General features: G+C 65.0%; 22 protein-coding genes. 10 read left to right on the top strand and 12 right to left on the bottom strand.

Going from position 1 to position 22,555, the window contains the following annotated elements:
• Positions 1–375: 375 nt before the first annotated feature.
• The 5 genes from mnmE to rpmH form a co-directional block, all read right to left on the bottom strand.
• Positions 376–1,740, bottom strand: a complete 1,365-nt coding sequence (mnmE, locus tag OMP44_RS17930) for a tRNA uridine-5-carboxymethylaminomethyl(34) synthesis GTPase MnmE (RefSeq protein WP_187980754.1) — start codon at positions 1,738–1,740, stop codon at positions 376–378.
• Between the two features lie 63 nt (positions 1,741–1,803).
• Complete coding sequence (gene yidC, locus OMP44_RS17925; RefSeq protein ID WP_273860979.1) at positions 1,804–3,519, bottom strand: membrane protein insertase YidC; 1,716 nt, start codon at positions 3,517–3,519, stop codon at positions 1,804–1,806.
• 2 nt (positions 3,520–3,521) lie between these two features.
• On the bottom strand, positions 3,522–3,770 hold the full coding sequence (yidD, locus tag OMP44_RS17920; RefSeq protein ID WP_133860224.1) for a membrane protein insertion efficiency factor YidD: 249 nt from the start codon (positions 3,768–3,770) through the stop codon (positions 3,522–3,524).
• Positions 3,763–4,164: a ribonuclease P protein component gene (gene rnpA / locus OMP44_RS17915; protein ID WP_133860591.1), complete on the bottom strand. Its 402-nt coding sequence runs from the start codon at positions 4,162–4,164 to the stop codon at positions 3,763–3,765. Before rnpA ends, yidD begins: the two co-directional genes overlap by 8 nt.
• Before the next feature lie 12 nt (positions 4,165–4,176).
• Entirely contained in the window at positions 4,177–4,311 is a 135-nt protein-coding gene (gene rpmH, locus OMP44_RS17910) for a 50S ribosomal protein L34 (RefSeq protein ID WP_017641476.1), read from the bottom strand.
• Between the two features lie 526 nt (positions 4,312–4,837).
• Here rpmH and dnaA point away from each other — a divergent pair.
• Genes dnaA through gyrB form a run of 4 tightly spaced genes read left to right on the top strand, consistent with a single transcriptional unit; the run spans position 4,838 to position 10,970 of the window.
• A complete protein-coding gene (dnaA, locus tag OMP44_RS17905; RefSeq protein WP_133860225.1) occupies positions 4,838–6,301 on the top strand; it encodes a chromosomal replication initiator protein DnaA in 1,464 nt (487 codons plus the stop codon).
• Positions 6,302–6,329: 28 nt separating this feature from the next.
• The gene (gene dnaN / locus OMP44_RS17900) at positions 6,330–7,433 is read left to right on the top strand and encodes a DNA polymerase III subunit beta (RefSeq protein WP_007160136.1); all 1,104 of its coding nucleotides are present in this window, start codon (positions 6,330–6,332) and stop codon (positions 7,431–7,433) included.
• A 10-nt stretch (positions 7,434–7,443) separates the two neighbouring features.
• Complete coding sequence (gene recF, locus OMP44_RS17895; protein WP_280310109.1) at positions 7,444–8,553, top strand: DNA replication/repair protein RecF; 1,110 nt, start codon at positions 7,444–7,446, stop codon at positions 8,551–8,553.
• The gene (gene gyrB / locus OMP44_RS17890; protein ID WP_133860228.1) at positions 8,550–10,970 is read left to right on the top strand and encodes a DNA topoisomerase (ATP-hydrolyzing) subunit B; all 2,421 of its coding nucleotides are present in this window, start codon (positions 8,550–8,552) and stop codon (positions 10,968–10,970) included. The genes recF and gyrB overlap by 4 nt, the downstream gene beginning before the upstream one ends.
• A 386-nt stretch (positions 10,971–11,356) precedes the next feature.
• Here the strand turns inward: gyrB and OMP44_RS17885 are convergent, their stop codons facing one another.
• From OMP44_RS17885 to glyQ, 4 genes are read right to left on the bottom strand one after another with little or no spacing between them, the layout of a single operon-like run.
• Complete coding sequence (locus OMP44_RS17885) at positions 11,357–12,106, bottom strand: lysophospholipid acyltransferase family protein (RefSeq protein ID WP_187980756.1); 750 nt, start codon at positions 12,104–12,106, stop codon at positions 11,357–11,359.
• A complete protein-coding gene (gene gmhB, locus OMP44_RS17880; RefSeq protein WP_187980757.1) occupies positions 12,106–12,648 on the bottom strand; it encodes a D-glycero-beta-D-manno-heptose 1,7-bisphosphate 7-phosphatase in 543 nt (180 codons plus the stop codon). Before gmhB ends, OMP44_RS17885 begins: the two co-directional genes overlap by 1 nt.
• 3 nt (positions 12,649–12,651) lie before the next feature.
• Positions 12,652–14,709, bottom strand: coding sequence for a glycine--tRNA ligase subunit beta (glyS, locus tag OMP44_RS17875; RefSeq protein WP_273860977.1), 2,058 nt, complete (start codon positions 14,707–14,709; stop codon positions 12,652–12,654).
• Positions 14,709–15,674, bottom strand: coding sequence for a glycine--tRNA ligase subunit alpha (gene glyQ, locus OMP44_RS17870; protein WP_280310105.1), 966 nt, complete (start codon positions 15,672–15,674; stop codon positions 14,709–14,711). Before glyQ ends, glyS begins: the two co-directional genes overlap by 1 nt.
• 344 nt (positions 15,675–16,018) lie before the next feature.
• Between glyQ and OMP44_RS17865 the strand changes: the two genes are divergently transcribed.
• The 3 genes from OMP44_RS17865 (at position 16,019) to OMP44_RS17855 (ending at position 18,022) form a co-directional block, all read left to right on the top strand.
• Positions 16,019–16,603 (top strand): DNA-3-methyladenine glycosylase I, encoded by a 585-nt coding sequence (locus OMP44_RS17865; RefSeq protein ID WP_280310103.1) that lies wholly within the window; start codon positions 16,019–16,021, stop codon positions 16,601–16,603.
• 90 nt (positions 16,604–16,693) lie between these two features.
• The gene (locus OMP44_RS17860) at positions 16,694–17,581 is read left to right on the top strand and encodes a lysophospholipid acyltransferase (protein WP_187980760.1); all 888 of its coding nucleotides are present in this window, start codon (positions 16,694–16,696) and stop codon (positions 17,579–17,581) included.
• A 168-nt stretch (positions 17,582–17,749) separates the two neighbouring features.
• Complete coding sequence (locus OMP44_RS17855) at positions 17,750–18,022, top strand: PilZ domain-containing protein (protein WP_017641486.1); 273 nt, start codon at positions 17,750–17,752, stop codon at positions 18,020–18,022.
• Here OMP44_RS17855 and OMP44_RS17850 read toward each other — a convergent pair.
• A complete protein-coding gene (locus tag OMP44_RS17850; protein WP_007160146.1) occupies positions 18,013–18,330 on the bottom strand; it encodes a tetratricopeptide repeat protein in 318 nt (105 codons plus the stop codon). The genes OMP44_RS17855 and OMP44_RS17850 overlap by 10 nt on opposite strands.
• Before the next feature lie 217 nt (positions 18,331–18,547).
• Here OMP44_RS17850 and OMP44_RS17845 point away from each other — a divergent pair, with 217 nt between their 5' ends.
• From OMP44_RS17845 to OMP44_RS17835, 3 genes are all read left to right on the top strand, one after another.
• Positions 18,548–19,510 carry a M23 family metallopeptidase gene (locus OMP44_RS17845; RefSeq protein ID WP_187980761.1) on the top strand — a complete coding sequence of 321 codons (963 nt, stop codon included), beginning with the start codon at positions 18,548–18,550 and terminating at the stop codon, positions 19,508–19,510.
• An 82-nt stretch (positions 19,511–19,592) separates the two neighbouring features.
• Entirely contained in the window at positions 19,593–19,850 is a 258-nt protein-coding gene (locus OMP44_RS17840; protein WP_273860974.1) for a hypothetical protein, read from the top strand.
• Positions 19,851–19,866: 16 nt separating this feature from the next.
• A complete protein-coding gene (locus OMP44_RS17835; RefSeq protein ID WP_187980763.1) occupies positions 19,867–20,307 on the top strand; it encodes a bactofilin family protein in 441 nt (146 codons plus the stop codon).
• On the opposite strand, the gene rsmB is transcribed toward OMP44_RS17835, so the two are convergent.
• The gene (gene rsmB / locus OMP44_RS17830) at positions 20,291–21,592 is read right to left on the bottom strand and encodes a 16S rRNA (cytosine(967)-C(5))-methyltransferase RsmB (protein WP_280310092.1); all 1,302 of its coding nucleotides are present in this window, start codon (positions 21,590–21,592) and stop codon (positions 20,291–20,293) included. The genes OMP44_RS17835 and rsmB overlap by 17 nt on opposite strands.
• Positions 21,589–22,533 carry a methionyl-tRNA formyltransferase gene (gene fmt, locus OMP44_RS17825; protein WP_280310089.1) on the bottom strand — a complete coding sequence of 315 codons (945 nt, stop codon included), beginning with the start codon at positions 22,531–22,533 and terminating at the stop codon, positions 21,589–21,591. Before fmt ends, rsmB begins: the two co-directional genes overlap by 4 nt.
• Positions 22,534–22,555 lie beyond the last annotated feature (22 nt).

Genomic DNA, 22,555 nt, shown 5'->3' with positions numbered 1-22,555 from the left:
CAGAAGGGGCCCTGGCCAAAAAATGACCAGGCGCCGTGGTAGACGCTCAATATAAACAATAGAGAAGAAAGTTTTAAAAGGACTGATATAGAGCTTATGTATATGCAGGCCCTTCGCTGTGGATAAGCTTATCCAGCCCTTGGCAGGTCTGGGCTGGGGAAAAACTGAACCCGGTGTACGTCTTGTGCTGTGGATGAACACAAGCTATCAGCATCCTGTGGACCCTTTGCCCGCTTATCCACAGTGGCAATCATGGACAGGTCGTGCACCGATTTATGGGCAGACCTCAGGCGGGGTTATCAACAGGGCTCTGGAAGGGGGAAGTGAGGACAGCCAAGGCCTGCATTGCACAGGCCTGCTACAGCGGAGCGGGAGTTACTTGCCGATGCAGAAGCTGGAGAAGATGCGGCCGAGCAGATCGTCGGAGCTGAAGGCACCGGTGATCTCGCCGAGTACCTGCTGAGCCTGGCGCAGATCCTCGGCCAAGAGCTCGCCGGAACCAGCCAGGGTGAGCTGGCGATAGCCGTGGTCCAGGGCGCTGGCCGCCCGCTGCAGGGCATCCAGATGGCGGCGGCGGGCGCTGAAGCCGCCCTCGGTGGTCTGCTCGAAGCCCATGCAGGCTTTGAGATGCTCGCGCAGGGCCTCGACTCCGCCGCCATCGGTGGCGCTGAGGGCGATCTCCACCGGTGCGGTCGACCCCAGCAACCCGGTGGGCTCACCGGTGAGGTCGGCCTTGTTGCGGATCACCGTCAGCTTGTCCAGCGGCGGCCTGGCGCTCAGCAGTTCCGGCCAGAGCGCCTGGGGATCGCGGGCTTCCGGTGCGCTGGCGTCCACCACCAGCAGCACTCGATCGGCTCCGGCGATGGCGTCCAGGGCCCGCTGGACGCCGATCTGTTCCACCCGGTCATCGGTGTCGCGCAGACCGGCCGTATCGACCACGTGCAGCGGCATGCCATCCAGGTGGATATGTTCACGCAGGACATCGCGGGTGGTGCCGGCGATGTCGGTGACGATGGCGGCTTCGCGGCCGGCCAGGGCATTGAGCAGGCTGGACTTGCCGGCATTGGGACGGCCGGCGATCACCACGGTCATGCCGTCACGCAGCAGGGCACCGCGATTGGCTTCGCGACGGACCTCCTGCAATTCGGCCTGGACCCCCTCCAGCAGGCCCTGGACCCGACCGTCGGCGAGGAAGTCGATCTCTTCCTCGGGAAAGTCGATGGCAGCCTCGACGTAGATACGCAGCTGGATGAGTTGCTCGACCAGGCTTTCCACGCGACGGGAGAATTCGCCCTGCAGCGAGCGCAGGGCATTGCGCGCCGCCTGTTCGGTGCTGGCCTCGATGAGGTCGGCGATGGCCTCGGCCTGGGCCAGGTCGAGCTTGTCGTTGAGAAAGGCGCGTTCGCTGAACTCGCCCGGGCGGGCCAGGCGCGCGCCCTCTTCCAGGGTACGGCGCAGGAGCAGGTCGAGGATTACCGGGCCGCCATGGCCCTGGAGTTCCAGCACGTCTTCGCCCGTAAAGGAGTTGGGACCGGGAAAGAACAGCGCGATGCCGGCGTCCAGCACGCTGCCGTCGGCGGCGAGGAAGTTGCCATAGTGGGCATGTCGCGGGGGCAGCTCACGGCCGCAGATCGCCCGCGCCAGGGGGGCGGCGAGGGGCCCGGAGACGCGGACGATACCGACTCCGCCGCGCCCGGTAGCGGTGGCGATGGCGGCGATGCTGTCGGAAGGCAGGGACATGACGATCCTCCAGAAAGCACGACGCCCCAATCAAGGGGCGTCGTGTGGACAGGGTGAGCGGGGTCAGGCCTTCTTGCTGGCCGCCTCGATCTTCCGGGTAATGTACCACTGCTGCAGGATCGACAGGCAGTTGTTGACGATCCAGTACAGCACCAGACCGGCCGGGAACCACAGGAAGAAGAAGGTGAAGATGATCGGCATCATCTTCATGACCTTGGCCTGCATGGGATCCGGCGGTGCCGGGTTGAGCATCTGCTGCACCAGCATGGTGCCGCCCATGATGATCGGCAGGATGAAGAAGGGATCCTTGGCCGACAGGTCGGTGATCCAGAACATCCAGGGCGACTGGCGCATCTCGACGCTTTCCAGCAGCACCCAGTACAGTGCCAGGAACACCGGCATCTGCACCACGATGGGCAGACAGCCACCCAGGGGATTGATCTTCTCCTTGCGGTAGAGCTCCATCATCGCCTGGGACATCTTCTGGCGATCGTCGCCATGCTGTTCCTTCAGCGCCTGCAGTCGCGGGCCGACGGCACGCATGCGGGCCATGGAGCGGTAGCTGGCGGCGGACAGCGGGAAGAACAGCATCTTGATGATGATGGTCAGGACGATGATCGACCAGCCCCAGTTACCCAGGATGCTGTGGATATGCTGCAGCAGCCAGAAGATCGGCTGGGCGATGAACCACAGGAAGCCGTAGTCGACGGTCAGTTCCAGACCGTGGGACAGGGTCTTGAGGTGCTCCTGGATCTTCGGACCGGCATAGAGGGTCAGCGAGGTCTCGCCCTTGCCACCCGCCGGCACGCTGAACTGCGGACCGGTGAAGCCGACGATGTAGTTGCCCTGGGCATCCTTGCGGGTGGTGATCTGGTGCTGCTCATCCTTGTTCGGCACCCAGGCGGTGACGAAGTAGTGCTGCAGCCAACCGACCCAGCCGCCCTGCACCGCTTCCTGCAGGCGATTCTTGTCCATGTCGCTCATGGACACCTTGCGGTAGGGCTCGGCCGGGGTACCGACCGCGGCGCCCAGGTAGGTGGACACGCCGGTGGCGGTGGTGGCCGAGGGATCGCCGCTCTTGTCACGCTTGAGCTGGGCATAGAGCACGCCGTTCCAGGCGCTGGCGCTCTGGTTGTCGATCAGGTAGCTGACCTGGATCTGGTAGGCGTCCGGGTTGATGCAGGCGATCTTCTTCTGCGCCTTCTCGGCGTCCGAGCAGTCGACCTTCAGGCCCCGGTGGAAGGTGAATCTCTTGATGTAGTCGACGCCATTGGCCTGGTACTTGAGATCCACCACCAGCTGCTGCTGGCCATCGGCGAGCACGTAGCTGGACTGCGCCGAGGTGTACAGCGGACGACCGGCGCTGTTGCCATCGGGACCGTTGGCACCGGTCAGGCCGCTCTGCGCCAGGTAGAGACGCTGGGCGCCGTTGTCGAACAGCATGAAGGGATCGTTGGGATGGTCCTGGCGGCTCGGGTACTGCACCAGGCCGAGCTGGACGATGTCGCCGCCGCGGGGGTCGATGGCCAGATCCAGGACGTCGGTACGCACCTTGATGAGCGCGGTGCTCGGTTGGGCAGCCGCGTTGTCCACCGGGGCAGCTGCCTTGGCATCGGCCGGGACGTCGGTGGGCACGTTGGGGGTATCGCCCGGCAGGACGCTGGTCTGCGTCTTGGCCGTGGGCAGATCGCCTTGGCCGTAGTCCTTGTTCCACTGGAAAACCAGGGTGTAGGACACGATCGCCAAGGCGGCAATGAGTAGCGGGCGCTTGATATCCATGTTTACTCGGCCATCGAAGAGGTCGGGGCTGGGTTCTTTGCGGGAGGAACGGGATCGTATCCGCCTGAGTGCCAGGGATGGCACCGGCACAGTCGCCGTGTGGTCAGCCAGCCACCACGCAGCAGCCCGTGGCACTCGATGGCTTCGAGGGCGTAACCGGAACAGGTCGGATAGAAACGACAGTGACTGGCCATCAAGGGGCTGATGGCATAACGGTAGAAGCGAATCAGCAGCAGGGCCGGTTTACGCATGAGCACCGTCGGGACTGTCAATGGGGTGGGCAATCGTCTTGCTCGCCTGGCGATTGAGACGTTTCCACAGTTGCAGCAGCTGATCGTGCAATTCGGGATTGTCGACCTCGCCGAGTCCCTTGCGGGCGACGAAGACCAGATCGAAGCTGCCGAGGCGGTCCTGATTCAGCCGGAAGGAATCCCGGATGACCCGCTTGATGCGATTGCGCTCGACAGAAAGCTTGACGCTTTTCTTGCCGATGACCAGCCCCAGGCGGGAATGGTCGAGCCCATTGGCATGGGCGAGCAGCAGCAGGTGCTTGCCGGATGCCTTGTGGGTGGGAGAGTCAAAGACCGCCTGGAACTGTTGGGAGCTCAGTAAGCGCCTGTCCCGACCGAAACCCTGACTCACCACCTGACCGGGCAATCAGATCGCCAGACGCTTGCGGCCTTTGGCACGGCGACGGGCGAGAACCTGACGGCCGTTCTTGGTTGCCATACGAGCACGGAAACCGTGGACACGGGCGCGCTTCAGGGTGCTGGGTTGGAAGGTGCGTTTCATGGACTTTTACCTAGGTGAAAGCGGCAAGGCATGAGTGCCCCGCGCAAAGAGACCGGCGATTCTAGAGAAAGCCTCGGTACAGGTCAATTTCCAACCAGCACCGGCTGGCAGACGAGCGCGTAAATAAAATCAACAGGTCAGAAGGTTTTAAAAGACTGTTGAAGTGAATATGTATGGTGCAGCGGTTTTCTGTGGATAGAACGTGGCAGCCTGGGTCCAGCCTGGTCGGAGCGGCAGCGGAAAGTCTGTTTTCAACAGGTGTGCCGAAGGTGGTCAGGCTGTCCAGGAGCTGTGGATAAGCAGAGCTGTTACGCACAGCCGGATTATCCACAGAGAAAAACCCCGGGATGTCCAGAGAGGTCAGACGGCCTTATCCACAGTGCTGACGGTCATATGCCCGGTCGTGACGGTTGAGGCGGCTATCTGCCGGGAAACTGCGCAGTCATGTGGATAACCCAGGTGGGGAGGGATACAATGGGCGTTTGCTCATGGCCCGTCCGGGCCGCTCCAGTTCTTGGGAGACGCTGTGTCGGTCGAACTCTGGCAACGTTGCGTGGATGTGCTGCGCGACGAGCTGCCTTCGCAACAATTCAATACCTGGATCCGGCCACTGCAGGTGGAAGCGGAAGGGGATGAGCTGCGGGTGTTCGCGCCCAACCGCTTCGTGCTCGACTGGGTCAACGAGAAATACCTGGGTCGCCTGCTCGAATTGCTCGAGGAGCATGCCGACGACGGTATCGCCCCGGTGCTGTCCTTGCTGATCGGCAGCAAGCGCAGCAACAAGCCGCGCGCTGTCCAGACGCCGAGCAGCCAGAGCACTCCGTTGCCACCACCGGTGCAGGCCCCGCAACCGATCCAGTCGGACATCGTCACCGCGGGCGTTGCCCTGGAAGACGTGACGGCGGAATTGGCCGACGAGCCGGTCGTCAAGACCGAACGTACCGTGCAGGTGGAGGGTGCGCTCAAGCACACCAGCTATCTGAACCGTACCTTCACCTTCGAGAACTTCGTCGAGGGCAAGTCCAACCAGCTGGCGCGCGCGGCGGCCTGGCAGGTGGCGGACAATCCCAAGCACGGGTACAACCCGCTCTTCCTCTATGGCGGCGTGGGTCTGGGCAAGACCCACCTGATGCACGCGGTGGGCAACCACCTGCTCAAGCGCAATCCGAACGCCAAGATCGTCTATCTGCATTCGGAGCGCTTCGTCGCCGACATGGTCAAGGCGCTGCAGCTCAACGCCATCAACGAATTCAAGCGTTTCTACCGCTCGGTGGATGCGCTGCTGATCGATGACATCCAGTTCTTCGCCCGCAAGGAGCGTTCGCAGGAAGAGTTTTTCCACACCTTCAATGCCCTGCTCGAAGGTGGACAACAGGTGATCCTCACCAGCGACCGCTATCCCAAGGAGATCGATGGCCTGGAAGAGCGGCTCAAGTCGCGCTTCGGCTGGGGGCTCACCGTAGCCGTGGAGCCGCCGGAGCTGGAGACGCGGGTCGCGATCCTGATGAAGAAGGCCGACCAGGCCAAGGTCGACCTGCCCCACGACGCCGCCTTCTTCATTGCCCAGCGCATCCGTTCCAACGTGCGGGAACTGGAAGGCGCGCTCAAGCGGGTGATCGCCCATGCCCACTTCATGGGCCGCGACATCACCATCGAGCTGATCCGCGAGTCGCTCAAGGATCTGCTGGCGCTGCAGGACAAGCTGGTCAGCATCGACAACATTCAGCGCACCGCGGCCGAGTACTACAAGATCAAGATCGCCGATCTGCTGTCAAAACGCCGCTCGCGCTCGGTCGCCCGGCCGCGGCAGGTCGCCATGGCGCTGTCCAAGGAACTGACCAACCACAGCCTGCCGGAAATCGGCGACGCCTTTGGCGGACGCGATCACACGACGGTGTTGCATGCCTGTCGCAAGATCGCCGAACTTCGGGAATCCGACGCGGATATCCGCGAGGATTACAAGAACCTGCTGCGTACCCTGACCACCTGACGGACGCGGCCCTGGCAAGGACCTGACCATGCATTTCACCATTCAACGCGAAGCCCTGTTGAAACCGCTGCAGCTGGTGGCCGGTGTCGTGGAACGTCGGCAAACGCTGCCGGTGCTGTCCAACGTACTCCTGGTCGTGGAGGGCCAGCGCCTCTCGCTGACCGGTACCGACCTGGAAGTCGAGCTGGTTGGAAGGGTCGATCTGGAAGAAGCCGCCGAAGCCGGCGAGATCACCGTGCCGGCGCGCAAGCTGATGGACATCTGCAAGAGCCTGCAGCCCGATGCGCTGATCGACATCCGTACCGAGGAGCAGAAGCTGCTGATTCGTGCCGGACGCAGTCGCTTCACCCTGTCCACCCTGCCGGCCAACGACTTCCCCACCGTGGAGGAAGGTCCGGGTTCGCTGAAGTTCAGCATTCCCCAGGGCCGCCTGCGCCGTCTGATCGAACGCACCGGCTTCGCCATGGCCCAGCAGGACGTGCGCTACTACCTCAACGGCATGCTGCTGGAAGCCAGCACCGGCCGGCTGCGGGCCGTGGCCACCGATGGTCACCGCCTGGCCATGTGCATGCTGGAAGCCGACGTCGACCAGGCCGAGAAGCACCAGGTCATCGTGCCGCGCAAGGGCATCCTGGAGTTGTCGCGCCTGCTCACCGAACCGGAAGAGCCGGTCAACGTGGTCCTGGGCCAGCACCATATCCGCGCCACCACCGGCGACTTCACCTTTACCTCCAAGCTGGTGGACGGCAAGTTCCCCGACTACGAGCGCGTGCTGCCGCGGCATGGCGACAAGCTGGTACTGGGCGAGCGCCAGCATCTGCGCGAAGCCTTCAGCCGTACCGCCATTCTCTCCAACGAGAAGTACCGTGGTATCCGCCTGCAGCTGGAAAACGGCTTCATGAAGATCCAGGCCAACAACCCGGAGCAGGAAGAGGCCGAGGAAGAACTGCAGGTCGACTACGACGGCGGCAGCCTGGAGATCGGTTTCAACGTCAGCTACCTGCTCGACGTGCTCGGCGTGATGACCACCGACCAGGTGCGCATCACCCTGTCCGATTCCAGCAGCAGTGCGCTGTTGCAGGAGGCGGGCAACGACGACTCCTCCTATGTCGTGATGCCGATGCGCCTCTGATCGCCGCTCGATGACGCTGATCCGCTTCAACGCCGACCGCCTGCGCAATCTGCAGGCGGTCGCGCTTCAGCTCTCGCCCCGGGTCAACCTCCTGCATGGCGCCAATGGCAGCGGCAAGACCAGCCTGCTGGAAGCCATCCACCTGCTGGGCCTGGCCCGCTCCTTTCGCAGCACCAAGCTGGCGCCGGTCATCCAGCACGAGCAGGCCAGTTGCACGGTGTTCGGCCAGGTGCGGCTGCCCGGTGGCCAGGATTGCAACCTGGGTATCCAGCGCGAGCGCGGCGGTGATTACCAGATCCGCATTAATGGCGAGAATGCCCGTAGCGCGGCGCAACTGGCCGAGGTGCTGCCGCTGCAGCTGATCAATCCCGACGGCTTCCGGCTGCTCGAAGGCAGCCCCAAGATCAGGCGGCAGTTTCTCGACTGGGGCGTGTTCCACGAGGAACAGCGATTTCTGCCGCTATGGCAACGCCTGCAAAAGGCGCTCAGGCAGCGAAATCACTGGCTCAGACGTGGTAAAATCGACCCTGCGGCGCAGGCCGCCTGGGATCAGGAACTGGCCCTGGCCAGCGCCGAGATCGATGGCTTTCGCCAGGCCTATATCCAGCGTCTGAAGCCGGAATTCACCGCGGTACTGGCCGAGCTGATCCAGCTCGATGGCCTGACCCTGAGCTACTACCGCGGCTGGGACCGCGAGCGCGATCTGCGCGAGGTGCTGGCGGACAGTCTGCCGCGGGATCTGCAGCTGGGACATACCCAGGCCGGGCCCCAGCGCGCCGACCTGCGCATTCGCATCGGCAACCACAACGCGGCGGACATCCTGTCGCGCGGCCAGCAGAAGCTGGTGGTGTGCGCATTGCGCATCGCCCAGGGGCGGTTGGTCAACCAGGTCAAGCGGGGCCAGTGCGTCTATCTCATCGACGACCTGCCCTCGGAACTGGACGAGGGACACCGGCTGGCCTTGTGCCGGCTGCTGGAGGCACTGGAGTGCCAAGTCTTCATCACCTGTGTCGAGCGCGAGACGCTACAGGCCGCCTGGCGGCCGGAGACAGAGGTCAGCGTGTTTCACGTGGAACACGGCCATATCAAGCAGACCCACACTAGCGGGAGCCAAGCATGAGCGAGACCAATACCTACGACTCTTCCAGCATCAAGGTGCTGAAGGGACTGGATGCCGTGCGCAAGCGCCCCGGCATGTACATCGGCGACACCGATGACGGCACCGGCCTGCACCACATGGTCTTCGAGGTGGTGGACAACTCCATCGACGAGGCCCTGGCCGGCTTCTGCAGCGAGATCAGCATCACCATCCACATGGATGAATCCATCACCGTGCGCGACAACGGCCGCGGCATCCCGGTGGACATCCACAAGGAAGAAGGCGTCTCGGCGGCCGAAGTCATCATGACCGTGCTGCACGCCGGCGGTAAGTTCGACGACAACACCTACAAGGTGTCCGGCGGCCTGCACGGCGTGGGCGTCTCGGTGGTGAACGCCCTCTCCGAGGAGCTGCGCCTGACCATCCGCCGCGCCGGTCAGCTGTGGGAGCAGGTCTATGTGCACGGCGTACCCCAGGCGCCGCTGGCAGTGATCGGCGAGACCGACACCACCGGTACCCAGGTGCATTTCAAGCCGTCCGCCGAGACCTTCAACAACATCCAGTTCAGCTGGGACATCCTGGCCAAGCGGATTCGCGAACTGTCCTTCCTCAACTCCGGCGTCGGCATCGTCCTGCGTGACGAGCGCAGCGGCAAGGAAGAGCTGTTCAAGTACGAGGGCGGCCTGCGTGCCTTCGTCGACTACCTGAACACCAACAAGACCGCGGTGAACGAGGTGTTCCACTTTCAGGTGCAGCGCGAAGACGATGGCGTTGGTGTGGAAGTGGCGCTGCAGTGGAACGACAGCTTCAACGAGAACATCCTCTGCTTCACCAACAACATTCCCCAGCGCGATGGCGGCACCCACCTGGCGGGCTTTCGCTCGGCGCTGACACGCAACCTGAACAGCTACATCGAGGCCGAGGGCCTGGCCAAGAAGTTCAAGGTGGCCACCACCGGTGACGACGCCCGTGAAGGCCTGACCGCCATCATCTCGGTCAAGGTGCCGGATCCCAAGTTCTCCTCCCAGACCAAGGACAAGCTGGTCTCCTCCGAGGTGAAGACCGCGGTGGAACAGGAGATGGGCAAGCACTTCTCCGACTTCCTGCTGGAGAACCCCAACGAAGCCAAGGCGGTGGTCGGCAAGATGATCGACGCGGCCCGGGCCCGGGAAGCGGCGCGCAAGGCGCGCGAGATGACCCGCCGCAAGGGCGCCCTGGACATCGCCGGCCTGCCGGGCAAGCTGGCGGACTGCCAGGAGAAGGATCCGGCGCTGTCCGAACTCTACATCGTGGAGGGTGACTCCGCCGGTGGTTCGGCCAAGCAGGGCCGCAACCGGCGCACCCAGGCGATCCTGCCGCTCAAGGGCAAGATCCTCAACGTGGAGAAGGCGCGCTTCGACAAGATGCTCTCCTCCCAGGAGGTGGGCACCCTGATCACCGCGCTGGGCTGCGGCATCGGCCGCGAAGAATTCAACATCGACAAGCTGCGCTACCACAACATCATCATCATGACCGATGCCGATGTGGACGGTTCGCACATCCGTACCCTGCTGCTGACCTTCTTCTTCCGCCAGATGCCGCTGCTGATCGAGCGGGGCTACATCTACATCGCCCAGCCGCCGCTGTACAAGGTGAAGCGTGGCAAGCAGGAGCAGTACATCAAGGACGACGAGGCGATGGAGGAATACCTGACCCAGACCGCCCTGGAAGAGGCCAGCCTGCACGTCAACGAGAACGCCCCGGGCCTGTCCGGCGTGGAACTCGAAAAGCTGGTGAACAGCTATCGCCAGGTGATGAAGACCTTCAAGCGCCTGTCGCGGCTGTATCCGGCCGCCGTCAGCGAACACCTGCTGTACCTGCCGCGGGTCGGTGTTGATCAGCTGGCTGATGAAGCGGCGATGCGTCAGTGGCTGGAAGGCCTTAGCGCGCGCCTGCAGACCTCCGAACGCTCTGGCACTACCTACCGCGTCAGCTTGCGCGAGGACCGCGAGCGAGGCCTATGGCTACCAGAGGTGGAAACCCGCGCCCATGGCCTGTCCAGCTACGTCACCTTCAACCGGGATTTCTTCGGTAGCAACGATTACCGCCTGGTGACCGAGCTGGCCGCCCAGCTGGACAACCTGCTGGAAGAAGGCGCCTATGCCAAGCGCGGTGAACGCCGTCGCCCGGTCAGCACCTTCAAGGAAGCCTGGGAATGGCTGATGAACGAGACCAGCAAGAGATTCAACATCCAGCGCTACAAGGGCCTGGGTGAGATGAATCCGGATCAGCTATGGGAAACCACCATGGACCCGAACGTGCGCCGCATGCTGCAGGTAACCATCGAGGATGCCGTAGCGGCCGATCAGATCTTCAATACCCTGATGGGCGATCACGTGGAGCCGCGTCGCGACTTCATCGAGAGCAACGCCCTGGCGGTATCGAACCTCGACGTCTGATCGACTGCGGTTATGCACAAGCCCCGCCATGCGGGGCTTTTTTGTGGAAAACATTCTGGCTAGAGAGTCGCGCCGTTTCGTTCCACGACAACGAACGCCGTTCATCTTATAGCCGAAGGTTTTGTGGATAGTTTTCCTCAGCCGCTTTTGATCAACGCCGAAAATATCCGTAAAGGGGCCGTGCCATGCGGCATAGAGACACAGGATATAAAGGACGTTCCTGTGGATAAGCCTGGGAATAAGCTTGTCGGTACTTGTGGATGACAGTCAATCCGCGCTAGCAGCCCAAAATTCGGATGCGCGAAAAGCTTGGCACAGCCTGTGGATAAGTCTGTGGGAAAAGGGAGGAAAAGAGGTGGAAAGAGCCAGGCCTTGCGGCCTGGCGCTCAGGCTACGCAGCGCTCGGCCGGGTCGGCATCGGGCTTGGGGGCCAGGGCCTGCTCGATGAAGGCGAAGCAGCGATTATTGAGATCGACGATGGCGCGGGGATCCTGGCCCTGGGGATGGAGCAGCGGGCCGATGCTGACCTTGATAGTCCCCGGCGACTTGATCCAAGAGCGATTGGGCCAGTAGGCGCCGGCATCGTGGGCGATGGGCAGGATGGGCACGTTGAGGCTACAGGCCAGGGCGGCGCCACCGCGGGAGAACTTGCCCATCTGACCGTAATCGATGCGGGTGCCCTGGGGAAAGATCAGTACCCAGCAGCCCTGGGCAAGATAACGGCCGCCCTGCTCGGTCAGCTGCTGCAGGGCCAGTTTGCCGTTGTCACGGTCGATGGCGATGGGCTTGAGCAGCGAGAAGGCCCAGCCAAAGAAGGGAATCCTGAGCAATTCGCGCTTGATCACCTGGGAGGTGGGCTCGAACTGGGCTGACAGGAAGAAGGTTTCCCAGGTGCTCTGGTGGTTGGCCACGATCACGCAGGGCTGCGCCGGGACGTTTTCCAGGCCGTCGATCTCGTAGCGGATGCCGCAGATGACCTTGGCCAGCCAGACGGCGAAACCGGTCCAGGCCTTGACCACCAGCCGATAGCGGGCGCGATAGGCCAGGAAGGGCGCGATCAGCAGGCTGACGCAGGACCAGAGGATGCCGCTGGTCCCCAGCAGCACATAGAACAACAGGGTACGCAAGAGCCGCATCAGGGCGCTTCCTCGAGCAGATGATCAGCCACCGCCGCCAGGTCGGCGAAGACCCGGGTACCGGATGGCAAAGGCTTGGCCAGGGTGCGCTCGCCCTTGCCGGTACGCACCAGAAAGGGCGTGCAGCCAAGGGCCATGCCGGCTTCCAGATCGCGCAGGCTGTCGCCCACCACCGGGACACCGCCCAGGTCGGTACGGCCATAGTGGTGGGCGATGGCGCGAAACAGGCCGGGCAGCGGCTTGCGGCAGTCGCAGCCGGCTTCCGGGCCATGGGGGCAGTGGAGGATCAGGTCGACCCGACCGCCCTCCTCCGCCAGCAGCCGCTGCAGTTTCTCGTGCATGGCCGCGAGGTCGTCTTCCGTGAAGTAACCGCGCGCCAGGCCGGACTGGTTGGTGGCCACGGCCACCTGCCAACCGGCCCGGTTCAGCCGGGCGATGGCCGCCAGGCTACCGGGCAGCGGTTGCCACTGCGCGGCGCTGCGTACGTAGTCATCGGAATCGACATTGATGACGCCGTCGCGGTCCAGCACGATCAGTTTCATGCCCTAGCCCAGCACCGAGATGTCGGCGATGCCGAGGAACAGGCCACGCAGGTGAGCGAGCAGCGCATAGCGATTGGCGCGGACACGCTCGTCCTCGGCGTTGACCAGCACCTCGTCGAAGAAGGCATCCACCGGCGCGCGCAGACTGGCCAGGCGCTCCAGGGCTGCGCCATAGCGACGGGCTTCGGCCAGGGGCGCGGCATCCCGCTCGGCCTCGGCGATGGCGGCGGCCAGGGTGCGTTCGGCGTCGGTCTCGAACAGGGCGGCATCGGCCTGGGCCGCGACCTGGCCTTCGAACTTGCCCAGCAGGTTGGAGACGCGCTTGTTGGCGGCGGCCAGGGCCTCGGCCTCGGGCAGACGACGGAAGGCCTGCACGGCCTGGACGCGCTGGTCGAAGTCTAGCGCCGAGGCCGGACGGAGGGCGCGTACCGCCAGGTAGGCCGCGGTGTCGACGCCTTCGTCCTCGTAGCGGGCGCGCAAACGGTCGAAGACGAAGTCCAGCACCTGCTCCTGCAGGCCGGCAGCCTTGACCCGCTCGCCATAGCCGGCGATGGCGAAGGCGACGGCGGCTGGCAGATCCAGCTCCAGTCCCTTCTCGATGAGGATGCGCAGCACGCCCAGGGCCTGACGGCGCAGGGCGAAGGGATCCTTGCTGCCGGTGGGCAGCATGCCGATACCGAAGATGCCGACCAGGGTGTCGAGCTTGTCGGCCAGGGCCACGGCGGCGCCGGTCAGGGTCTGCGGCAGTTCGGCGCCAGCACCGCGCGGCATGTACTGCTCGTTGAGCGCCAGGGCCACGTCTTCGGCCTCGCCGCCTTTCCTGGCGTAGTAGTAGCCGGCGATGCCCTGCATCTCGGGGAATTCGCCGACCATCTCGGTGGCCAGGTCGCACTTGGCGAGCACACCGGCACGGTGGGCGCGCTCGGCATCACCGCCGATACGCTCGGCGATAAAGGCGGCCAGGGCGGCGACGCGCTGGGCCTTGTCGTAGACGGTGCCGAGCTGGGCCTGGAAGACCACGTTCTTGAGGCGCTCGTTGAAGCTTTCCAGCGGCTGCTTCTGGTCCTGCTTGAAGAAGAACTCGGCGTCGGTGAGACGGGGGCGGACCACCTTCTCGTTGCCGCTGACGATCTGCGCGGGATCCTTGCTCTCCAGGTTGGCCACGGTGATGAAACGTGGCAAGAGCTTGCCCTGGGCATCCAGCAGGCAGAAGTACTTCTGGTTGTCCTGCATGGTGGTGATCAGGGCTTCCTGGGGCACCTCGAGGAAACGTTCCTCGAAGGCGCAGACCAGCGGCACCGGCCATTCCACCAGGGCGGTCACCTCGTCCAGCAGCGCGGGCGGCACCACGGCGCTGCCCTGCTCCGCCGCGGCCAGCTCGGCTACGCGGGATTCGATGAGCTGGCGGCGCTCGGCGAAGTCGGCCAGCACATGGGCGGCGCGCAGGTCGGCGGCGTAGTGGGCCGGGGCGCTGATGCGCACGGCGTCGGGATGGTGGAAGCGATGGCCGCGGGACTCACGGCCGGCACGGCGGGTGAGGATCTCGCAGTCGATGACCTCGTCACCCAGCAGCATCACCAGCCACTGGGTGGGACGGACGAATTCCTCGCGGCGGGCGGCCCAGCGCATGCGCTTGGGAATCGGCAGCTCGGCCAGGGAGGCTTCGACGATGCCGGGCAGCAGGCTGGCCGCCGGCTGCCCAGGAATGCTCTGGGAGAATCTCAGCTTGGGGCCGCTGCGATCGATGGCACTGATGTCGACGCCACACTTGCGGGCGAAGCCCAGGGCCGCCTGGGTGGGCTGGCCATCGGCGCCAAAGGCGGCCTGGAGCGGCGGGCCGTCCAGATTGACGCTCCGCTCGGGCTGCTGGGTCTGCAGGGCTTCGACCAGCACGGCCAGGCGGCGCGGCGCGGCATAGGCGCGGGCGCTGGCATAGCCGAGACCGGCCTGCTTGAGGCCCTTCTCGATGCCGGCGAGAAAGCTGTCGCCCAGGGTCTTGAGCGCCTTGGGTGGCAGTTCTTCGGTACCCAGTTCGACCAGGAAATCCAGAGTGGTGCTCATCATTCGCCCTCCTTGAGCAGCGCCTGGACATCGTCGCGACCCAGGACCTCGTCACGCAGCACGGGGCTGGCCAGCGGGAAGCCCAGCCGGGCACGGGCCTTGAAGTAGCCCTGGGCGACGCTGCGCGCCAGGGTGCGCACGCGCAGGATGTAACGCTGGCGCTCGGTCACCGAGATGGCGCGGCGGGCGTCCAGCAGGTTGAAGGTGTGGGAGGCCTTGAGCACCATCTCGTAGGTGGGCAGCGGCAGGTCCAGGGCGATCAGGCGATTGGCCTCGGACTCGTAGAAGTCGAACAGTTCGAACAGCTTGGGCACATTGGCGTGCTCGAAGTTGTAGGTGCTCTGCTCCACTTCGTTCTGGTGGAAGACGTCGCCGTAGGTCACGGTGCCGAAGGGGCCGTCGGCCCAGATCAGGTCATAGACCGAATCCACACCCTGCAGGTACATGGCCAGGCGCTCCAGGCCATAGGTGATCTCGCCGGTCACCGGATAGCACTCGATACCGCCCGCCTGCTGGAAGTAGGTGAACTGGGTGACTTCCATGCCGTTGAGCCAGACTTCCCAGCCCAGACCCCAGGCGCCCAGGGTGGGCGATTCCCAGTTGTCCTCGACGAAGCGCACGTCGTGCACCAGCGGATCCAGGCCGATGGCGGCCAGGGAACCAAGGTAGAGCTCCTGGAAGTTGTCCGGGTTGGGCTTGAGGACCACCTGGAACTGGTAGTAGTGCTGCAGGCGGTTGGGGTTCTCGCCATAGCGGCCATCGGTGGGACGGCGGCTGGGCTGCACATAGGCGGCGTTCCAGGTCTCGGGACCGATGGCGCGCAGGAAGGTGGCGGTGTGGAAGGTACCGGCGCCGACTTCCATGTCATAGGGCTGGAGTACCACGCAGCCCTGCTCGGCCCAGTATTGCTGCAAGGCCAGGATCAAGTCTTGGAAGGTGCGCACGGTGGGCTTGGACTGGCTCACGAAAGATACCCGTTCGGCTGCGACGAAAAGCCGGGGAGTATAGCTGAAAGCCGGGGGTGGCCGCATTGGCGGATTAGGGCTGCCTGGCGGTATTGGGCAGAGATGACCGGCTGCGCGCTTTATCGCGGCCATGGGCCGCTCCTACAGGTACGGGTTGGCCTGTAGGAGCGGCCCATGGCCGCGATATAGGTAGCTGCTGCTACGGTAGCAGCGCCTGCAGTCTGTTAGAAACGTGCGTTCAGCGCATTCGCCGTGCTACCCATTCCAGAGGCCGTTATGACTCGCCTCCGCTGGCGCTCAATTGCGCTAAGGTGACGTCTCCCCTCGCCGTCCGAGCCTTCGCCATGCCGCGTTGTTTCTGGTGCACCGCCGATCCGCTGTACATCGAGTATCACGACCATGAATGGGGCGTGCCCCAGCGCGATCCGGCGGTGCTCTTCGAATTCCTCCTGCTGGAAGGCTTCCAGGCCGGACTGTCGTGGATCACCGTGCTGAAGAAGCGCGAGCGCTATCGCCAGGTGCTGCATGGCTTCGATCCCGCGCGCCTGGCGCAGCTGAGCGATGCCGAGATCGCCGTGCTGATGCAGGACCCGGGCATCATCCGCAATGGCGCCAAGTTGCGCGCCGCTCGTCAGAATGCCCAGGCCTGGCTGAGACTCGAAGACCCTTCCGGCTGGCTGTGGTCCTTTGTCGGTGGCGCGCCCAAGATCAATCGCTTTCGCGATCGACAGGAGGTGCCGGCGGTCACCCCGGAAGCCGAGGCCATGAGCAAGGCGCTCAAGCGGGCCGGTTTCACCTTTGTTGGTCCGACCATCTGCTACGCCTTCATGCAGGCCATGGGTCTGGTGATGGACCATACCCTCGATTGCGACCGCCATGCCGAATTGGCGTCCTCGTCGGCAAAACTGCAGGAAAAGTCGAATGTATAGGCGTCAGTTGGCGCGAACCTTACGCTTTCTTAACGTTTCCGGGACTTGTAGACGCTAAACTGTCGGCGCATTCAGACAGGAGTCCCTCTTTTGGAAAGATTCAAAGGCGCGCTGATGATCGCCTTCCTGCGCCTTTTCGCCCTGCTGCCCTGGCCATTGGTCCAGCGCCTGGGTGGATTCATCGGCTGGTGCATGTGGAAGCTGCCGACCCGCGCCAGCAAGGTTACCCGCATCAACCTCGCCCACTGTTTCCCCGAACTCGATGCCGCCGGCCTGGAGCGGCTGTCGCGCGAGTGCCTGCGCGGCATCGGCAAGACCCTGACCGAGAGCGCCTGCGCCTGGATCTGGTCGCCCCAGCGTTCCCTGCGCCTGGTGCGCGAGGTGGAAGGCATGGACGTCCTGCAGGAAGCCCTGGCGTCCGGCGATGGCGTGGTGGGCATCACCAGCCACCTGGGCAACTGGGAGTTGCTCAACCACTTCTATTGCTCCCACGCCAAGCCGATCATCTTCTATCGGCCGCCCAAGCTGAAGGCGGTGGACGACCTGCTCAAGCGCCAGCGGGTCCAGCTGGGCAACCGCGTGGCGCCCTCCACCCCGGAGGGCATCATCAGCGTGATCAAGGAAGTCCGACGCGGCGGCGCTGTGGGGATTCCGGCCGATCCCGAGCCGAGTCGCAGCGCCGGCCTCTTCGTGCCCTTCCTCGGCACCACCGCCCTGACCAGCAAGTTCGTGCCCTCGCTGCTGGCGCGCGGCAAGGCCCGCGGGGTGTTCTTCCATGCCGTGCGCCTGGCAGACGGCAGCGGCTACAAGGTGATCCTGGAGGCCGCGCCGCCGGCCATGTACGACCCGGACCCGGAAGTCTCGGTGGCCGCCATGAGCGAGGTGCTGGCCGGCTACGTACGGCGTTATCCGACCCAGTACATGTGGAGCATGAAGAGGTTCAAGAATCGCCCGGATGGCGAGGAGAAGTGGTACTGAGGTCTTTCACCCGGGTCCTGCCCGGGCGCTGAGGGACAGGCGGTGATCCTATGACCTATCGCTCGGCGCTTCGCCAGGACCGTTCGGTCGGCGCGCGGCTGACAGCCGCTGGGCTTTGCCGGAAGCTGCCCGAACCTCTAGGGAACGCCCAAGCCAGGGAGTCAGGCGATGAATTCGCGCGATCAGCGCCAACATACCCGTACCCCACTCAAGTGTCGGCTGTGGATCGCCTATCCGGATGGCGAGATCGTCGGTGAGACCCGCGACCTGTCCGATGGTGGCGTCTATGTGGTGCATCCCGAGCTGACCCGGCTACCGCAGGGCACCCGCGTGGTCGGCCAGGTACTCGATCTGCCAATCGAGGCGCCCAAGGTGACCATGGAAGTCATGCGCACCGACGCCGACGGCGCGGGCCTCAGGTTCCTGCGCGATCAGGACTGAGCGCGGCGCGCCAGGCGCTTGAGAAACACCGTCATCTCCTTTTCCGCCTGCTTGTCGCCCCTGGCCTGCGCCGCCTGCAGGCCCTGGGTCCAGGCTGCCTCGGCGCTGGCCAGATCGCCGCTCCCCTCATGGGCCTTGCCCAGCAGCTTCCAGGCCGCCGAATAGGCCGGATCGAATTCGACGCAGCGCGCCAGGTGCTCGATCGCCCGCGCGGGCTCCCCGGCATCCAGATAGCCCTTGCCCAGTCCGAACCTGAGCAGGGCGTTGTCCTGGCCGCGAGCGAGCATTTTCTCCAGGGATTCGAGCATGGCGGACTCCGGTAGCAGCGGGAGGGACGGGCCGATTCACGACCCTGAGCCGAACATTCTGCCCCGACTACCGGCAGCCTGGCGATCCGGCACTGAAAATGCCATATGTCAGGTGGACAGGCAGGTTGGTCTGGAACAGGCCTTTTGCCATCATTTTGTGACGTGTTTCACTTTAAGCTGACTGATCTATCGGCGCCTAGGACGGCCGCAGGATCTGATGAAGCTGTTTTCTTCCCTCAGTCGCAAGCTTGTGCGGGACGGTGCCCACATCGTCGACCCGCGTCAGGCAAAGAGCCCCTGGCTGCTGATCCTGACGCTGACATCGCTGCTGACATTCGCTCTGGGCTGCTGGCTGGGGGGTCGGGTTTCGCCTGCCGCAGCTCCGGCCGCCCCTGTCGCTGACACTCCGGGCAGCGCCAGCACACCGGTGGCCCTGGAGCGAATGGGCGTGCTGGTCGGCCGGCTGCAATCGCTGGAGGCCGATACCCAGGCGCTGCAGCGGATGCTGGAGCAGAACAGGCAATTGCGCGACCAGGTGAGCGCTGTCGACCCCAGTCTGCTGGTCGAGCCTTCCGCGCGAGGTGCCCAGGGCGGTGCCTGGCTGCCGGCGCGATCCTGTAACGCCGGTACCGCCAGCCAGGGCTTGCCTCTGCGCATGCTGGGTGCCAGCGAACAGGTAGCGCTCTGCCTGCGTCAACAATTGGATCTGCTGCTGAACCGGGTGGCCAGTCGCAATGCCGCCCTGATGGCGATTCCCTCGCTACGCCCAGTGGAACAGGCCCGTCTGGGATCGCTGTTCGGCAATCGGGTCGATCCCTTTACCGGTCACCTGGCGTTTCATTCCGGTGTCGACTTCGCCGCGCCCACTGGCACCCAGGTACACGCCGCGGCCGGGGGGCGTGTCCAGGTCACGGGCGCCCTGGGTGGCTATGGCAATCGGGTGGAGGTCGCTCACGGCAATGGCCTGGTCACCCGCTATGCCCACCTGAGCCGCATCTTCGTCAAGGAAGGCCAGGTGGTCACCCCCGGGCAACTCCTGGGTGCGGTGGGCTCCACGGGACGCTCGACCGGGCCTCATCTGCATTTCGAGGTCTTGCGTGACGGCCAATTCCTCGACCCCCAGCGCTTTCTTGCCTTGGGCCGACTGGAGCCCGAGCGCGATGGCCAGGCGCGCGACTAGTCGAGCGTCGAGTCGCGAGCTGCTGCGCGGCGAATTTCGCCTGCAGCCGGTCCCGCGACGGCGACTGGCCGGCTGGGTTGGCTTGGGCCTGCTGCTGTTGATACCGCTCGCGTTGCTGGTGGTCGGGCAGCGGATCCACCAGGGATACCAGGCGGAACTGAATCACCTGCAAGCCGAGAATCAGCACCTGCGCGATCGTCTGGCGCAGCAGGCGCTGGATCGGCAAGTGGGCACGGCTGCCGAGCGCCAGCTGACCGAGCGCAACGCTGCTCTGCTGGCGCAGATCGAGCGCCTGACCACGGAGCTGGCCTTTTTCCGTCGCCAGAATCAGAAACCCTAGCTGGAGAGCAGCACGGATGTTCAATAGAAAGAAGGCGGCCCCCCGCCCCGCGGTGAATGGCTTTTCCAGTCTCATCGCCGACAACCTGGCGGTCCAGGGCGACCTGGAATTCAGCGAAGGCCTGAAGATCGACGGGCGGGTGCAGGGCAGCGTCAGCTTCAAGCCGGGCACCACCAGTCTCCTGGCGCTCAGCGTCAATGGTGTGGTGGAAGGTGACGTAAGCAGCTACGACGCCTTGATCGACGGCACCATCGTTGGCGATCTGCGGGTCGAGCATCTGCTGGAACTGCACTCCAATGCCCGGGTGCGCGGCAACATCACCTATCGCCAACTGAGCATGGAGAACGGTGCGGTGGTGGAGGGTACCCTGCGCCGTCTCGACGAGGCCACGCCGGTGCTGGAATTGCCCCAGCCCATCACCACCGCCTTACCTTCGGCGACTAGCGAGCAATCTTGATCAGTTTGCAGTAATAGAAGCCGTCGTGGCCGTCGGGCTGCGGCAGGAGCTGGCGGCCATGGGGTTGGGCAAGGCCCCAGGGGGCGGGAATGTCCAGTTCGCGGGCGCCCGGGGTGCGGGCGAGAAAGGCGGCGAGATTGTCGCTGTTTTCTTCCGGTAGCACCGAACAGGTGGCATAGACCAGGATGCCGCCCACCTCCAGCGTCGGCCAGAGGGCGTCCAGCAATTCGCCCTGCAGTTGCACCAGGGGTGCGATGTCGCTGGCCTGGCGGGTCAGCTTGATGTCCGGATGACGGCGGATCACCCCGGTGGCGCTGCAGGGGGCATCCAGCAGGATACGCTGGAAGGGCGTGCCGTCCCACCAGTCGGCCACGGCGCGGCCGTCGGCGGCCAGGGTGCGGGCGGTAAGGCCCAGGCGGGCCAGATTCTGCGCGACCCGCTGCAGACGGCCGGCATCGGCGTCCAGCGCCACCACCTCGGCCAGCCCCGGTTCGCGTTCCAGCAGGTGGCAGGTCTTGCCACCGGGCGCGGCACAGGCGTCCAGCACCCGCTGGCCGGGTGCCAGCTCCAGGAGTTCGGCGGCCAGCTGCGCGGCTTCGTCCTGCACGCTGAGACGCCCCGTGGCAAAGCCCGGCAGGACGGTGACGTCCTGGGGCTGCAGCAGGCGGATGCCGTCGGCGCTGAAGGCGCAGGGCACGGCCTCGATGCCGGCGGCGGCCAGCTCGGCCAGATAGCTGTCGCGATCGCCCTGACGGCGATTGACCCTGAGAATCAGCGGCGGATGCAGGTTGTTGGCGGTGGCGATGGCTTCCCACTGCTCCGGCCAGCGTGCCTTGAGCGTCTTCTGCAGCCAGCGCGGATGGGCCAGGCGCGCGGCGGGATCATGCTCCAGGGCCGGCAACAGGCTGTCGTATTCGCGCTGGGCGCGGCGCAGCACGGCGTTGAGCAGGCCCTTGGCCGAAGATTTCTTCAGCTTGTCGACGCAGCCCACCGTCTCGCCGATGGCGGCATGGGCCGGGATGCGGGTATGGAACAACTGGTAGAGCCCGATCAGCAGCAGGGCTTCGAGATCGCGGTCGCCGGCCTTGAAGGGTTTTTCCATGAGCTTTTCCGCCAGCAGCGACAGGCGCGGCTGCCAGCGGGCGGTGCCGAAGGCCAGATCCTGGGCCAGGGCGCGGTCACGCGGATCGACCTTGGCCAGTTGCTCGGGCAGGCTGCTGCCCAGGGAAGCACGTCCGGCAAGGACCGCCGCCAGGGCGCGGGTGGCCGCCAGCCGCGGATTCATAGACCCAGCACCTGACCGGGGGCGAAGCGCTCGCGACGGGCATTGTAGAGATCGACGAAGCCCAGTGGCTTGCCACCGGGCAACTGCAGTCGGGTCAGGCGCAGGGCACCCTCGCCACAGGCGACCAGCAGGCCTGCGCGATCGGCATCCAGCACCATGCCCGCCACGCCCTGCCCTTCGGCCAGTTCCGCGGCCCAGACCTTGAGTGGCTCGCCGGCCAGGGCGGTGTGGCACAGCGGCCAGGGATCGAAGGCGCGGATACGGCGCTCCAGTTCCACCGCCGGACGACCCCAGTCCAGGCGGGCCTCGTCCTTGTTGAGCTTGTGGGCGTAGGTGGCCAGGTTATCGTCCTGCACCTCGCCCGGCAGACTGCCGTCGGCCAGGCCCGGCAGGGCCTGGACCACGGCCGCGGCGCCCAGGGCGGCCAGGCGATCGTGCAGGCTGCCACCGGTGTCCGTGGCGGTCAGCGGCGTGATCACCTTGCTCAGCATCGGGCCGGTATCCAGACCGGCTTCCATGCGCATCACGGTGACCCCGGACTCGGCATCGCCGGCCTCCAGGGCGCGCTGGATGGGCGCGGCGCCGCGCCAGCGCGGCAGCAGCGAGGCATGGCTGTTGATGCAGCCCAGACGCGGGATGTCGAGCACCGCCTGGGGCAGAATGAGGCCGTAGGCCACCACCACCAGCAGATCGGGTTCCAGCGCCGCCAGGGTGGCCTGGGCGGCGGGATCGCGCAGGGTCAGCGGCTGCTGCACGGGGATGCCGTGGCTCAGCGCCAGCTGCTTGACCGGACTCATGGCCAGTTTCTGGCCACGCCCGGCGGGGCGATCCGGCTGGGTGTAGACGGCGGCGATGGGATAACCGGCGTCGATCAGCGCCTGCAGGTGCACGGCGGCGAATTCCGGGGTTCCGGCGAAGACGAGGCGAAGGGATCTGGACATGGCGGACCTGGCGGAAAGGGCG

The sequence above is a fragment of the Pseudomonas flavocrustae genome (assembly GCF_029872515.1).
Taxonomy (GTDB): Bacteria; Pseudomonadota; Gammaproteobacteria; order Pseudomonadales; family Pseudomonadaceae; genus Chryseomonas; species Chryseomonas aestiva.
The sequence above is the reverse complement of the archived record's forward strand: the minus strand, read 5'-3'. Positions and strand labels throughout refer to the sequence as shown.

Coding starts and splice junctions, on each gene's coding strand:
- mnmE (WP_187980754.1), bottom strand. CDS start 1,740: ATGTCCCTGCCTTCCGACAGCATCGCCGCCATCGCCACCGCTACCGGG.
- yidC (WP_273860979.1), bottom strand. CDS start 3,519: ATGGATATCAAGCGCCCGCTACTCATTGCCGCCTTGGCGATCGTGTCC.
- yidD (WP_133860224.1), bottom strand. CDS start 3,770: ATGCGTAAACCGGCCCTGCTGCTGATTCGCTTCTACCGTTATGCCATC.
- rpmH (WP_017641476.1), bottom strand. CDS start 4,311: ATGAAACGCACCTTCCAACCCAGCACCCTGAAGCGCGCCCGTGTCCAC.
- dnaN (WP_007160136.1), top strand. CDS start 6,330: ATGCATTTCACCATTCAACGCGAAGCCCTGTTGAAACCGCTGCAGCTG.
- recF (WP_280310109.1), top strand. CDS start 7,444: ATGACGCTGATCCGCTTCAACGCCGACCGCCTGCGCAATCTGCAGGCG.
- gyrB (WP_133860228.1), top strand. CDS start 8,550: ATGAGCGAGACCAATACCTACGACTCTTCCAGCATCAAGGTGCTGAAG.
- OMP44_RS17885 (WP_187980756.1), bottom strand. CDS start 12,106: ATGCGGCTCTTGCGTACCCTGTTGTTCTATGTGCTGCTGGGGACCAGC.
- gmhB (WP_187980757.1), bottom strand. CDS start 12,648: ATGAAACTGATCGTGCTGGACCGCGACGGCGTCATCAATGTCGATTCC.
- glyS (WP_273860977.1), bottom strand. CDS start 14,709: ATGAGCACCACTCTGGATTTCCTGGTCGAACTGGGTACCGAAGAACTG.
- OMP44_RS17865 (WP_280310103.1), top strand. CDS start 16,019: ATGCCGCGTTGTTTCTGGTGCACCGCCGATCCGCTGTACATCGAGTAT.
- OMP44_RS17855 (WP_017641486.1), top strand. CDS start 17,750: ATGAATTCGCGCGATCAGCGCCAACATACCCGTACCCCACTCAAGTGT.
- OMP44_RS17850 (WP_007160146.1), bottom strand. CDS start 18,330: ATGCTCGAATCCCTGGAGAAAATGCTCGCTCGCGGCCAGGACAACGCC.
- OMP44_RS17845 (WP_187980761.1), top strand. CDS start 18,548: ATGAAGCTGTTTTCTTCCCTCAGTCGCAAGCTTGTGCGGGACGGTGCC.
- OMP44_RS17835 (WP_187980763.1), top strand. CDS start 19,867: ATGTTCAATAGAAAGAAGGCGGCCCCCCGCCCCGCGGTGAATGGCTTT.
- rsmB (WP_280310092.1), bottom strand. CDS start 21,592: ATGAATCCGCGGCTGGCGGCCACCCGCGCCCTGGCGGCGGTCCTTGCC.
- fmt (WP_280310089.1), bottom strand. CDS start 22,533: ATGTCCAGATCCCTTCGCCTCGTCTTCGCCGGAACCCCGGAATTCGCC.